This window comes from Candidatus Nitrososphaera gargensis Ga9.2, assembly GCF_000303155.1.
In the GTDB taxonomy this organism is placed as follows: domain Archaea; phylum Thermoproteota; class Nitrososphaeria; order Nitrososphaerales; family Nitrososphaeraceae; genus Nitrososphaera; species Nitrososphaera gargensis.
In genome coordinates, this window is sequence record NC_018719.1 from 2,557,957 (window position 1) to 2,571,070 (window position 13,114).

Annotated in this window: 12 protein-coding genes; 5 read left to right on the forward strand and 7 right to left on the reverse strand. The window is 47.4% G+C overall.

Features of this window, described 5'->3' with window-relative positions; all coding sequences use genetic code 11:
- Window positions 1–7: 7 nt before the first annotated feature.
- A complete protein-coding gene (locus NGAR_RS15310; RefSeq protein ID WP_015020708.1) occupies window positions 8–2,650 on the reverse strand; it encodes an ATP-binding protein in 2,643 nt (880 codons plus the stop codon).
- 403 nt (window positions 2,651–3,053) lie between these two features.
- Between NGAR_RS15310 and NGAR_RS15315 the strand changes: the two genes are divergently transcribed.
- Window positions 3,054–3,233, forward strand: a complete 180-nt coding sequence (locus NGAR_RS15315; protein ID WP_148681594.1) for a hypothetical protein — start codon at window positions 3,054–3,056, stop codon at window positions 3,231–3,233.
- A gap of 78 nt (window positions 3,234–3,311) precedes the next feature.
- Here the strand turns inward: NGAR_RS15315 and NGAR_RS15320 are convergent, their stop codons facing one another.
- The 6 genes from NGAR_RS15320 to NGAR_RS15345 form a co-directional block, all read right to left on the reverse strand.
- Window positions 3,312–3,986, reverse strand: coding sequence for a 2,5-diamino-6-(ribosylamino)-4(3H)-pyrimidinone 5'-phosphate reductase (locus NGAR_RS15320; RefSeq protein ID WP_015020710.1), 675 nt, complete (start codon window positions 3,984–3,986; stop codon window positions 3,312–3,314).
- Window positions 3,983–5,182 carry an amidohydrolase family protein gene (locus NGAR_RS15325; RefSeq protein WP_015020711.1) on the reverse strand — a complete coding sequence of 400 codons (1,200 nt, stop codon included), beginning with the start codon at window positions 5,180–5,182 and terminating at the stop codon, window positions 3,983–3,985. The genes NGAR_RS15320 and NGAR_RS15325 overlap by 4 nt, the downstream gene beginning before the upstream one ends.
- The gene (locus NGAR_RS15330) at window positions 5,173–5,925 is read right to left on the reverse strand and encodes a GTP cyclohydrolase IIa (RefSeq protein WP_015020712.1); all 753 of its coding nucleotides are present in this window, start codon (window positions 5,923–5,925) and stop codon (window positions 5,173–5,175) included. Before NGAR_RS15330 ends, NGAR_RS15325 begins: the two co-directional genes overlap by 10 nt.
- Window positions 5,903–6,370 (reverse strand): 6,7-dimethyl-8-ribityllumazine synthase, encoded by a 468-nt coding sequence (ribH, locus tag NGAR_RS15335; RefSeq protein ID WP_148681595.1) that lies wholly within the window; start codon window positions 6,368–6,370, stop codon window positions 5,903–5,905. The genes NGAR_RS15330 and ribH overlap by 23 nt, the downstream gene beginning before the upstream one ends.
- A 10-nt stretch (window positions 6,371–6,380) precedes the next feature.
- Window positions 6,381–7,061, reverse strand: coding sequence for a 3,4-dihydroxy-2-butanone-4-phosphate synthase (gene ribB / locus NGAR_RS15340; protein ID WP_015020714.1), 681 nt, complete (start codon window positions 7,059–7,061; stop codon window positions 6,381–6,383).
- A gap of 457 nt (window positions 7,062–7,518) precedes the next feature.
- Window positions 7,519–8,112: a riboflavin synthase gene (locus NGAR_RS15345; RefSeq protein WP_015020716.1), complete on the reverse strand. Its 594-nt coding sequence runs from the start codon at window positions 8,110–8,112 to the stop codon at window positions 7,519–7,521.
- 58 nt (window positions 8,113–8,170) lie between these two features.
- On the opposite strand from NGAR_RS15345, the gene NGAR_RS15350 reads away from it, so the two are divergent.
- From NGAR_RS15350 to NGAR_RS17990, 4 genes are all read left to right on the forward strand, one after another.
- Window positions 8,171–9,139 carry an acetoin utilization protein AcuC gene (locus NGAR_RS15350; RefSeq protein WP_015020717.1) on the forward strand — a complete coding sequence of 323 codons (969 nt, stop codon included), beginning with the start codon at window positions 8,171–8,173 and terminating at the stop codon, window positions 9,137–9,139.
- 139 nt (window positions 9,140–9,278) lie between these two features.
- Complete coding sequence (locus tag NGAR_RS15355) at window positions 9,279–10,592, forward strand: MFS transporter (protein WP_228369212.1); 1,314 nt, start codon at window positions 9,279–9,281, stop codon at window positions 10,590–10,592.
- A gap of 37 nt (window positions 10,593–10,629) precedes the next feature.
- Entirely contained in the window at window positions 10,630–10,824 is a 195-nt protein-coding gene (locus tag NGAR_RS15360; protein ID WP_015020719.1) for a hypothetical protein, read from the forward strand.
- 537 nt (window positions 10,825–11,361) lie between these two features.
- Entirely contained in the window at window positions 11,362–12,177 is an 816-nt protein-coding gene (locus tag NGAR_RS17990) for an alpha/beta fold hydrolase (RefSeq protein WP_266190326.1), read from the forward strand.
- Window positions 12,178–13,114 lie beyond the last annotated feature (937 nt).

Genomic DNA, 13,114 nt, shown 5'->3' on the forward strand with positions numbered 1-13,114 from the left:
GACTGTTCTAGATGATAGAGCAGCCACGGCAGATTATCTTGCTCTTGATAAGCCCCTTTTTCTGCGAGCAGTTGCTGCATACCTTCCTGTTGCAAATGCTGCAAGTGCCACTATGGTTGGCACATGCAGGAGACCGGCATATCTCGCACCGGATATAGTGAGCAGCGCAGAAGGTAGAGCTGCAAATATAGCATATCGCGCGGTGTTCCATGCATGCCGGCTCTAGGCACATCTTGCAGTACGCAAGGTGGGTACTGCATAACAGGTTGCCGCAACTACAGATCGAGCCTTCTGCGAGTGCTACTGAGCATGAAGAGCACCTGCCCCACGTCCCCTGCCCGGTGTAGGCGCTCCACATCACGTCGCCATAATGCTCTTTTGAATCATTCACAAGGATCCTAGCTCGATATACTGTCTCAACAAGCCAGCCGGTGATGCCAAAGCTTGTCTTGCTCTTGATGTTGCCAAGCGCCTGATGGAACCTTTCTTTTTCTTCATGTTGTATATCTTTCAGCTCGTCTTCAAGCGCCTTTCTGTTGGTGTGCAGCTGCTCTATCTTCCTCCTTGTTGACAATATCCTTTGTTTGTTTGTATCAATTCTGTTTTCTATGGATATCAGGCGCGGCTTGAGGCTCTTTTTCTTCTTGCTTTCCTTCTTTACATCCTTGTATAGCTTTTCGTATTCTTTTACCGTGTCAATGTCAGTGTTGATTGATTGCTGCAATTTTGCAACCTTTTCATCAATGTTGGCAATCTTGGCGCGAGGCTTTTCTGATCTTGCTGCAATGTTCTCCTTTCTTTTTTCTTCAATCAGAATGTCAAACTTGTGCCTGAGCTCTTTTTCAATTCTGTTGACTGCCTTTTGGATTTCACCTTTCCATGCCTCGGCCTCTTTGCGCGTTTCTGCAGGGACAAGGCGATGTGAAGTTATGATGTGCTCCTCTGGTATATCGACAAGACCATCGTCGTCGCCGATGGCAGCAAACTCTACTATCTTATCAAGCGACTGTTTGGCATAACCTTTTTCAAAAACTGAGACGTTCAGCTCAAAGACAGGATAGAATCTTTCCTCCGGCTCTACCGATAGCACCTTGATCGATCTGAGGTTGCTTCCAAGCTTGATAAAGCTGGACAGGTCCTTTGGCTCAAACTTCTTTTCCAGCAAGAGGAATGTTTCGTCGTCGCTTGCAGCCAACACTATTGGGTCTTCATGCGCTACAACAGGCAGCAGGAGCCTGGCCGGCTTTTCCGGCTCTTCTTCAATTATAGGTTCTTCTTCTCTCCCTTCCTCCTCCTTTTCAGCAACGGGTTCACTTTTCTTAAACTCAGCCATCAGTTGGGCTATCTCGCTGTTCTCAAGTGGTCCCCTGTGGTATGTCAGGGTCCACCTCGACTTGATGACGCCTCTGAACTTGGGATCAAAAGTGTTGCAGAAAAATTCGCCTGGCCGCAGCCTTGCGATTTCCCTTTCTGCGTCGGAATCGAGCTCCAGCCCCACGCTTACGCGCTGGATGTCGCGGTGCGCGCCAAGCCTCCCGATAAAGCGAACATTGGCGTTTGAAATCACCTTGTAGTCCAAGTCGACTGCGTTCTGGCTTGCAAGGAGCATCCCTAAGCCAAACGCCCTTGCCTGTTTGATCAGCAGCAACAGCAGCTTCTTGGAGGGCGGCTCTCGGACAGGCGGGCAGTAGCCGGCGATTTCATCAAAATACAGAAGGTAGCGGAGCGTTTGCGCGCTGCCCTGCTTGATCAGCCATTGGAACAGCTGCTGTAGTATCAGCTCGACAAACAGGTGCTTTTCCTGCTCTGACTGGATGTTGCGAAGATCCAAGATATTGATGGATGGGCTGTTGAACAATTCTGAGAAATTAATTGATTTAGCTGACGACCATGACCGCAGCTTTGGATCTGATATTAGCAGATTTATTCTTGTTACAAGGTCTTTCCTTTCCTTATCGGATACTACCTTGGAGACTGGAAGCGAGCCGACATAGCTGAATGATGGGCTTTCAATATTCCTGATGAGGTCTTTTACCGTGAGGCTCTCGCCGTTTTTCCACGCGTTCTCAAGGATTGCAGAAACGAAGGTTACTTGCTTTCTGTCACTTTCTCCATAGCCTGCAAGACGGAGGAGGTTGAAAGAAGTGAGGTCAAGCAGATCCGCAGCCGAAGCAATGTCGGTGCTCAGCAGCTGATTGAAATCTTTTGGGGCAGATAGGTCAGGTGAAATTCCGACTGCAAGCCCGGCCGACGACTTTGGTGTAAAAATCCTGACGGTCACTTTATCAAAGTTTGCAGCTGCGTTTGGCGCTACCTTAAATTCAGCTGCCTTGTCGCGGTACGTTTTCTGCAGGCTGGCAGCATATTTTGCCCTGTCAATTTTTAGTGCATCCGCCTCCTTACCAGACCATGTTGAGAAATCGAAACTGACTGACTTGAATGCAAGGTTGCCGATGTCGCCTTTTGGATCGATGGCAAAGGTCGGAATCCCCTGCAACGCGGCCTCTTCCACAATGACCTTGGAAAGTACTGTCTTGCCAGAGCCGGTGGCTCCAAGGATTATCGCATGTTTTGTAAGCGACGCACGGTCAAGCTCAAATTTTGTGCCATCTATTGCCTGTCCTATATTGAATTTGGCAGGGCTGTCCAAGTATGGAGTGCAGTATAGAGTGACATCTTAAAAAGTGCTGTGGAATATGCATGATGTAATAATCATTGCCAAGATCTACGTAAGTGCAGTTCCGATCAGTTTTGGGTGGGAATTTTTGCAGTGTTGAATGTATTCCTCGATAGACCGGCATTCTTGCCCACACTCGTTGCATGCAAACTCGTATCTCTTGTGATCGAGTTCTTCCTCCATTGTATTTACGCAGACACTTCTATTAATAAAATGTTTATGGTGATGTGTTCTAGGACTTGGTGGCTGCCATGCGATTGCCAGATGTCCAACCTATGCCAAAGGGAGTTTGTGAATCAATCTTTTTACTAGTGCTTTCCTATGTATAATTACACCACTTTCTTTTTTATTGGCGGTATCGTCTCTGGTTTTAGCCGTGCCAGAGCAAGAATTTCATCAAGAAATGAACAAGATAAACAATTGGCTGGTGGAATTGAGATCCTTGGGCGTTGACGCCAAGAGCAGAAATGATTTGAATAATGAGAAAGAGCTTCAAGATGCAACAGATAACATTAAACGATCACTGTATGAAGAATACAAAAAAGCCTACGCATAGACGTAGGCAACATTTTTCTTTTGTTTGTATAGCTTATGTGTGTTCGGCGCAACTGAAAGTTTTACTACCATTGCCTAGTTAGAGCAGCCGATAACGCAGCAAAAGCTCGCCAGTCTTTTTCCTCTCTACCTTGACCAGCTTGAGCCGTATTCCCTGCGCGATTTCATCAAAGCCGTCACCTTCAACAAGCGTTGTTGCCAGCCTACCGCCAGCTATTCGTGGAGCAATTGTCACGGTCAACTCATCAACAAGCCCAAGGCGCAAAAGAGACCAGTTGAGCTCGCCGCCGCCCTCAACAAGTATTCTTCTGAGCCCCATCTTTTCCAGCCTGCGAAACAGCTCTTTCAGGTTGACTCCATGAGGCACGGCAGCGCTCTGACCCTTTTTTCCTTCGCTTATGACAAGCACCTTAGCGCCCATGTCCTCTAGCTTGTGTATTTTTTCCTCTGGCGCTTGATCTGTGACTGCCACGATAGTCTTGATCTTGGACGCCGTGCGCATTATTTGTGAATCAATCGGAATTCTTCCCCTGCTGTCAACAATTATTCTGGTTGGATTTTTGCCCTTGACCAGCCTTACTGTGAGCTGGGGATCGTCTGCCAAGATCGTCGAAATACCTACTACTACTGCATCAACGGTAGCACGCAGCTTGTGAACGCGCACAAGATCCTCTTTTGAGGAAATTTTCGAGTCTCCGCTTGCAGTAGCGATCTTGCCATCAACTGTCATTGCGCCGTTCATTATTACCCTCAATTTATTGCCTCCACAAATCGCCCGTCGATCATGACAGCTCTGATTGAGTTCTGGCTCAGCCTGTGAACTACTGCGGCATATGGGTCGTGCATAGGGTACAGATCTACATGCTTTTTGTCAACGAATATCAAGTCTGCAGCGCGGCCAGCCTCTATGCAGCCAGAATTCAGCCGGAGAATTTGCGCGGCGTTTACAGTTGCCATTTTTAACAGCTGGCGCGGCTCTATCATTTCTTCACCTTCAGTTGCCCTTGATGCTTTCCAGATGTAATCCAGCTCCCTCAAGATGTCCGGCGAGTTCAGCATCACGTTGTCTGTGCCAATGGCCACTAGGCAACCGTGCCTGAGCATCAGGGCAACCCTTGGCATGCCTGCACCCAGCACGCCATTTGCCCTTGGGCAGACTACAATTCCTGTTCTGTTTTTTGCAGTAACTGAAATTTCGTCTTCTGTCGCATTCGCCATGTGCACTATAAAGTCTGGTTTCAAGTGATCCATCACCCTAGCGACTTCGCTTCTGCCAGTGTGCGCCTTTGAAAACTCGACCGTTTCTTTTGACTCGGCAGCATGTATAGCGACCAATTTTTCTCCTGCCAATTGTCTATATTGCGAAAGCGCCATGTCGGTGTTTTCATTTGCACCACTAATTCCAAGTCCATCTGCGATCTCTAGCACTTGCTGGGTCTGCCCTATTGCTTCGGGCGGCAGGCCTGCAACATCTTTTGGGTTGCTGTAATAATTTGCTCTGCCAAGCGCCACGCATTTTACTGGCAGATCTGCGATCGCATCTCTCAAGAGCTTTACTCCCCCCGGTCCGTCTTCTCTAAAGTCGGCAAAGGCAATGATGCCTTTTTTCATCATCGATATAGCAGAATTCCGGATGAACGCCTTTAGGTGCTCTGGCTGGCTCTTTTGCAGGATCTTCTTTTTTGCTCCAAACACAGGATGGACACGCGCATTGAGCCGATGGCCGGCAGCAATGTCCTTCCCTATTGAGTCTGCGATATGAGTGTGTGCGTTGATAAATCCTGGTATGACCAGAAACCCGCTGGCGTCCAGCTTCTTCCTGCCAGGGCCTCTGTAGCTGCCTGCAGCAGCGCTCTTGATTCTTCCGTCCTTGATCTCGACGTATCCCTTCTCAACATAATCGAGCTCTTTGCCCAACAACAGGCTGGCGTTGGTTATGACTAGAGACATCGTATTTCATATATTGGTTGGATTTTTCCTTGCTTGCGCAGGTCTCTAATGGTGTCAAGAGCCTTGGTCGCCCCCTCTGCTGCCATTCTGCCTGTTTTACCTATGCCTATTCCGCAGTTGAGCTTGATATCGATTCCTGCTGTTACTTTTTTTATTACAGCGTCTGTCTGCTCTTTTGTCACGCCGTTTGAGATGACCATAAAGTTGTCGCCGCCAAGGAAGAACGTGAGTGCGTTGCGTTTGAGGAACTCTTCAGCAAGCCTGCTGTAGATCTTCATAACCAAGGCAGTTATTTCATATGGCGACAGGCGATCGCCCACCTTTGTCGAGCTATCGACATCGATGTGCATTATCTGCGCCATGTCGGCGTCATCAAGAGCATTGCCAAATATTCTGGCTTCATTATCAAGCATCCTGCCCTCTTTTCTTGCATTGTAGGCGTTCAAGTTCGCTTCAAACGCGGTCTTGCCGGCGCCGATCGCCATGGACATCTTTAGGTCGTTGTACAGCTCTGCCAGCTCGCGCTGTATCTCCTTGTGGTCCAGAGCATCAAGGCCGTTCGTTATTGCAAAATACTCATCGAACCTGTTGAAGAAGACGATGCAGTTCTTTTCTGAAAAGAGCCGCTGCACGTCATGGTAGATTTTTGCCTGTAGCATCTGCAGTTGTGCTTCCCTGTCGCTTCCAAGCGTGACCGTCCAAGGCCCGTATCCTTCGATCCTAATTATTGTCAGCTGTATCATTTATTACCACTGTTCCCTCGCCGACTGCCTTTTGTAGCTTTCTCAGCCGGGCAACCATGTTGACAGCTGCGTTTACAGCTCTCACTGGCACAAGCTCTGCCCGCTCTCTTGCCTGGTCTATCGTCATACCCGGCCCCGTTACTCCAAGCGCCACCGGCTTGCCGTGCTTTAGCGACAGGTCTGCTATCAGCCGCGCCGCGTTTTCAGCTACAATGTCATCATGTCTTGTGTCCCCTTTTATCACGGCGCCAAGGGTGACTACCGCGTCAATGTTTTTCTTTTTCAGTAACCGCTCGACAGCAAGGGGCATGTCAAAAGTGCCTGGCACATACAAGACATAGCTCACCTTGGCGCCTATCTTACCTGCATGATTCCTTGCGCGCTCGAGCATCTTGAACGTTATTTCGCTGTTGAACTCGGAAACCACTATTGCAAGATGTGTCAACAATTGCCAGCTATGCCACCTTGGCATGAGCTTTGAGCTCGCTTGCATCAATCAATGGGATGTTGAACTTGTCCGCGTATTCTTGTGCGTCTTCGATCGAAAGCGCCTTGTGCGTGTCAGAATCCATCATTTCACACAGGGCAACTGCAGGCGTGAGCCCTGCAAGCTGCATCATGTAAACACACAGCTCGGTATGACCCATCCTGTCCTGCAGCAGGCGCTTTGACGCTATCAGAATCGGCACATGGCCCGGCGCGCGGAAATTCTTGGCAAAGTCATCCACGCCGCCATCGTCAATTTTCTTGCAGACCTGTGCCATCTTGGATATCGTCAACGCCCTGTCATGATCGGTGATGCCAGTGTACGTCGAGCGGTGGTTGACCGAAATCGAGAATGATGGCTTGTCGCCGTATGCTGCCCTGCCTTCTGTCAATTTTGAAAATACAGGGTTTACCTTACCCATACTGGCGATCATATCATGCATATAGACAAGCCCTAGTTTTGTTGTAATGTTGTTTGCAATCGCAAGGCACACAAGGCCGCCGGCATCCTTCCGCATCGTTACAATGTGATGCGGCTTGACATACTCTGCCGCAACCACCATGTCGATCTCGTTCTCGCGTCCCTTGCCGTCGTGAACGAGGACGAACTTGCCGGCCTTGAGAGCAGCTATTGCTTCAGTAAGAGACAATACAGCTAGCTTTGCAGGCAGATATTATTAATAGATTACTAAAAATCTGGTTGCTACCACTATTTTGGTAGTGTTAAGTCCTCAGGTGTTGGTTTCCGTTGTTAAAAAACAGTTGGTGCGGATAGAGAGTGGGATTTAGCCCGACTGGTTACAGGGTTATGCATCATCGCTATGTGCCCATGATGCTAGGACTTCCCATTCTCACGCTTGTCTGTTATTAGCATCCAAGCGCGGGCCTCTAGAAAGCCCTACCCTCCCAGCTACAATAGATGCAAAGGTATGATAAAAATTCACTGCTTGGATAAAGCCAGCCTCAAGAGCTCGTTCCAACCACGCATTTTTAATGCCGCCGCTTGAGCTGGTATCTTGCCCTCTAGTGCTATATTTGGATTTACAAAATTGTGCTGTATCCTGTTACACTCAGAGATGTTTTTGCAGTTTTCCATCCGTGCTCTAACTATTTTGGCAGATTGCTGGCAACATATTTGCCAAGAATATCTGTCTCGATGTTCACCCTGTCGCCCTTGCGCCTCAAGCCCAGCGTTGTTACGCTCAGAGTGTGAGGGATGAGCGATACAGAGACGCGATCGCCGTCAATATCTACCAGTGTGAGGCTGACGCCGTCAACCGCTATCGAGCCCTTTGAGACAAGCGATCCTGCCAGCCCCTTGTCCAGCTTTATCCAGAGCTTTGTCTCGGACGGCAACTTTTGAATGTCCTCAATGATGCCAGTGCCGTCCACGTGACCCAAGACAAAGTGACCCTCAAGCCTGTCGCCGACTTTCATGGATCTTTCGATGTTCACCTTGTCGCCGGCCTTGACCTTGCCAAGGTTTGTTCTCCTTATCGTTTCAGCCACCATCTCAAACTCGGCTTCGCCTTTTGAGAGTTTCGTCACCGTAAGACAGGCGCCGTTTATGCAGACGCTGTCGCCACGCTTGAGACTGCGCCCAAGCCTGCCGAGGCTGACCCTCATAATGGTGTCTGCCCCTCTTTTGCTCTTTGAGACAGACCTGACTCTGCCCATTCCCTCGACAATGCCGGTGAACATGTACCCTGTCTAATGGATGTTGAATATTTATTTGCAATCTCTCGCATTCATATGCTGTATGTGCCAGATAGCCGTGTTTTACGGTGAGGCGCTTGCAAGGTATGGGTTCGAGGGATCGCACCCGTTTGGCACCGACAGGCTGGGTGCGTTCTGGTCCAAGTTGCAGAGTGAGAATGTTGACAACATAGTCGTAGAAGAGCCGATGCTTGGGACCGACCAAGACGCGCTTTCATTTCACGACAAAGAATATGTCGATCTTGTCAGAATGGCATCGAGACATGGTGGCGGCATGCTGCTAGACAGGGGTGACACTCCGGCGTTCAAGGGCGTCTTTGAAGCGTCGCTCTATGTTATCGGATCAACTCTGGCTGCGCTAGACATGGTGGTAGCCGGCAAGGACAGCAAGGGAAGAAAGATAGACCACGCGTTCAATCCGATCGGAGGGTTGCATCATGCCCGGCGCGACACCGCCGGCGGCTTTTGCGTATTCAATGATATCGGAGTGGCCATCCTTGCCGCGCGCAAAAAGTACGGGATAAATCGCGTGATGTATGTCGACATCGACGCGCACCACGGCGATGGCGTCTTTTACGAGTTTGAAGATGATCCATTGCTGTTCTTTGCAGACATTCACGAGGACGGCAGGCATCTTTATCCGGGCACAGGTTCTGCAAGTGAAATTGGAAAAGGGACGGCAGCAGGGACGAAGCTGAATTTGCCGCTGGAGCCAGGCGCCGGCGATGACGAATTCATCAAGGCGTTTGATAAGGTCGAGCAGTTTGTCGACGGCATCAAGCCTGAACTTATAATACTGCAGTGCGGCGCTGACGGGCTGGCCGGCGACCCAATAACGCACATGCAGTACAGCCCGGCAGCTCATAGATATGCGGCCGATGCATTGCATAGATTGGCGCACAAGCATTGCATGGGAAGAATAATTGCACTTGGCGGAGGAGGCTATAACAGGGCAAATATTGGTGCAGCATGGACTGAAGTTGTACGTTCATTTGCTATGGCGAAGCCGTAAGATGGATAATCTGCCGCGACAGGATGCGACATTAGAAGGATTGGATTTTCGTTGTTATTATGGATAGTCAATTCAGTATTTTCCATCATGAATTTTTAATATAAGATTCAGAGTTCGCCCTACGGGCTCGTTACAACAATTGCTGCATCCTTTCCATAGCTTCTGGCCGGCAAAGGGCCTTACATGGGCGTACTATCTAATTCCATTTAACGCTAGTACAAGTGGCCTGTCTACTGCCATTCCATTATACTTGCTCAATTATGGTGGTGGAGTCAAAGAAGTCGCGCTGGCGATATTCTTGTCGGCTATTGCCAGCACTATTGGATCATTGCTATGGGGCAAACTAATAGACAGGATGCGCCTGAGAACAGCTGTAATCATAGTTGGCGCTGCATCGCTCTCAATACTTGCAGTTTGTACATATTTTGCGTCAGATATTTCAGTACTCATTCTGATATCTACTATGGTTGGGTTTCTCACAGCAGGGATAGGTCCTGTGACAAATGTTTTCGTGATGGAAAGATCCGCAAGAAAAGACTGGGTCATGACCTCAAGTTGGATCACTCTTGCTACCTGTGCAGGAATCGTCATCGCAATGCTAGCCGGATATTTGTGGCTCATGTTCTATCAGGATGATGCAAGATCTTTTGCAATAGTTTGTTCAGGGCTTGCAATGATCTCGATAATAATGGCGTCAACTTTGTCAAGAAATGTAAAGCCGGCGTCATATCTCGGTGCCGACAAAAAAGAACTCTCACCAAATGCCGCCAACCAAGGTATCAAGAGCTGGCGCAGTATGCTCGGGGGCATGACAAAAAGAGAATGTATCTTTCTTGTTGGGTTGTGCCTCTATTTTATTTCAGGCAACCTTTTCTTTACTCCGTATACCCCATTTTTAAAAGAAAACGGGATAAGCGATTCAGAAATCTTTTTGGCATATACGATACTCCACCTGTCAAAAGTTATCTATCTGCCATTTAACAGCAGAGCCACGTCTGCCCTAGGAGGCGAAAATAACACTATCAAGTGGGCTTATGTTCCAAGACTAATAGGGATATTGTCAATAGCAGCCTTTGCGGCAGGAGTAGCAGGAAACTCGGCAACTATACTGTTGACGATAACTTTTGTGGCCTTCATTGCAATAGATGTTTCATTCAGCATGTGGCATACGGCAACTACCGCTCTCTTTATGAGAGGAATATCCTTGGGGAATGAAGGCAAGATGTTTGGGATCAATGGTGGTGTTGTTGGGATAGGGCTCTTCTTGGGCTCTGTCATAGCTGGAGAAGCAGCACCCCAGTTTGGATACACGGCCACATTCTCGATGTCAGCCGGGCTGTTTGCCATATCGTTCATTATCATGGCGATGTTATTCAAGAATGCCCATCAAAATGCAAAGGCAGTAAGCAGAGCATTTAGTTTGCGCTTTTGGATGACGAAAAGAATCGCATAGTAATGATATACTATGTTGTTTCAATGTACTATTATCTATGCAATCAAAAGATAAGACAAAAGTTGGTGATGTCGATATGTCAAAGATAGGCGACAAAGCAGGAATCCACTCGGATGACCAAGCAAGACATCTTGAGAGGGGCCAAGAAAAGGAGTTTGAAATAATAGAGGGCAATGAGACTGGCTCTTGGCAAATAAAAGAAAAAGATGAAGAATCAGCAAGCGACCAGTAACTTATATTGAGAGCTTTGTGATTGGATATGGATCGAGAATTTACTCCAATAGATAATCTGCAAAAGGCCATTACGGCAAACAACAGCATGATTTTCCATTACTGGCTGGTGTATGCATCAGCATCCATGAAACCTAGCTCGTATGTCACTGATTCTTTGCCATTTTATTTCCACAGGTGGTTATCGCAAAGCGATATAGAGTCAAACCGATATCTGCGGTCTGAATCATTTCTAGATTCTTTGATCGGGTTCACAAAGTCTGTTGCTACACTCTATTCGACAACAAACGCGATATGTTTTCCTGCAATAACTGCCATTACTCATCTGCACAGGGACATCGGCGCTATGCAAGGAAGTTTGTTAGAGCTGCAAGAGACCCCTCACGAGGTTGTATATCAGATGGATGACGTAAAGCTACTACATTATTATGACTTGCAACAAAATCGATCGACAAAAAAATATCCTGTTCCTTTGTTAATCGTGTATGCTCCCGTTAACCGCTATCATATCATGGATATCAGAAAAGGAAGAAGCATCGTGGAGCAATTTGTATCAGCCGGCTTTGACGTCTACCTTTTGGATTGGGGTGCGCAGCTAAACAACAAGCCATCTGTTTCGGGCTATGTAGGCTATATACACAGAGCAGTAGATCTAATCAAGAAGGCTTCGCACTCGGAGCAGGTCAGCATTCTTGGCTACAGCTGGGGAGGTGTTTTGTCAATGATCTATTCCTCTCTACGGGGTACAGATGTCAGGAATCTGATACTCCAGTCTGCTCATGTTGATTTCCATAAGGACAGCAGTATCCTTGCCTCTTGGTTTCGCAAGTTACCCGTGGACGATATTGCCAGAGCGTTTGACACCATTGACTGCCACTTCATCAATTTCGCGCTGATAATGAGAAATCCTGCTGTGCATTCATTTGATGCACTCAGGTTTGCAGCAGACATGAATAGCTGGACACCTTCAATGAAATTTGGATTGGATACAATGCGAATAATTGCATGGCTGAATGATACTCCATTGATCCCTGCCGGCTTTTTCAGAGACTATATCAGCAAGCTCTATCAGCAGAACCAGCTCGTCAAAAATAAGCTAGAGATAGCACTGCCAGATGGCAAGCTGGAAACGGTCGATCTAGCTAGGATAACAATGCCCTTGCTAAATATTGTAGGCGACCTAGATGATATTTGCACACCTCCCGCCAGCATTCCGATTAACGATATTGCCACCAGCAAGGATAAGAAATTGCTCAGATATCCAACTGGTCATATTGAGCTCTCTGTAAGTTCGGCTGTTCACAAGGAACTATGGCCTCAGGTGGTAAAATGGCTCGAGCAAAGATCACTATAATTTTCTATTTGCTTACGCTATGAGATTAAGACTAAATCGGAATTTGGTAAATTTATTGTCAACTGTATAACATGATGTAATGCCAACAACAGTAAGAGAGATGTTTGGCTTTACCATATACTTGATGCACTTGGCAGACTATTTGCAGGGCCGAAAGGATAGAACATGTCCCATATGTAAGAGGCGTTTTGATACATTTAAAGAAATGGACATTCACAGGCAAAAAGAACATTGAGAATCTGCCAAGTGACAATGAATGTGAAATGGTCATCACATTATCAGTATAATGACGATGGTCTCTAAGCACGCAACATATCTGGATTGGGAGACAAAAAACTTTCAGAGTTTCGTTCTTCTCTTTGAAGTAGATGAGTCTCTATACAGGCCGTCGGATAGAGAGTTATAGGATTGTCGCTTCTTACCGGCCGGATGTAGTAGTTGTATTGGTGTCATATTTGTTGTTCTAGACTGACCGGTAGCTGTTTGGTTAGATATTGTTTCTGGACTGGAAGTGGCAGCTACTTCAGTGGCATCGCCAGCAGGGCGATGTATTTCAGCCAAGCCTTGTAAAATTTGTGAGAGGCTCATTAACACACCCAGCGTATCATTGTTCTGCGCTGCTACAATTGCGGCATCCAGTTGTCCATGTAGCTGCAATGTAACGTTACCTGCAGTAATCGTTTGGTTATTGCCAGTCTGATTGGTATTACCTTGAGGCGGTACAGTGGTTGTTGACGTTCCTTGCGTGCTTGAATTGTTCTGACTCTGTGCCTGTGCAGAGATAGTATTTGGAGTATTACTAATATTATTGTCGATAATGTACTTAGCGATAATAGAACCGTGCCTACCAAGGCAACAATAATTTTTTATTCATTGGCAATAATGGAAGAAACAAAGCTTTTAACACTTTGATGAGCAATGTAGTGATTCTCGCAAC

Coding starts and splice junctions, on each gene's coding strand:
- NGAR_RS15325 (WP_015020711.1), bottom strand. CDS start 5,182: ATGTCTCTAGTCATAACCAACGCCAGCCTGTTGTTGGGCAAAGAGCTC.
- NGAR_RS15330 (WP_015020712.1), bottom strand. CDS start 5,925: ATGATACAGCTGACAATAATTAGGATCGAAGGATACGGGCCTTGGACG.
- NGAR_RS15345 (WP_015020716.1), bottom strand. CDS start 8,112: ATGTTCACCGGCATTGTCGAGGGAATGGGCAGAGTCAGGTCTGTCTCA.
- NGAR_RS15350 (WP_015020717.1), top strand. CDS start 8,171: ATGTGCCAGATAGCCGTGTTTTACGGTGAGGCGCTTGCAAGGTATGGG.
- NGAR_RS15360 (WP_015020719.1), top strand. CDS start 10,630: ATGCAATCAAAAGATAAGACAAAAGTTGGTGATGTCGATATGTCAAAG.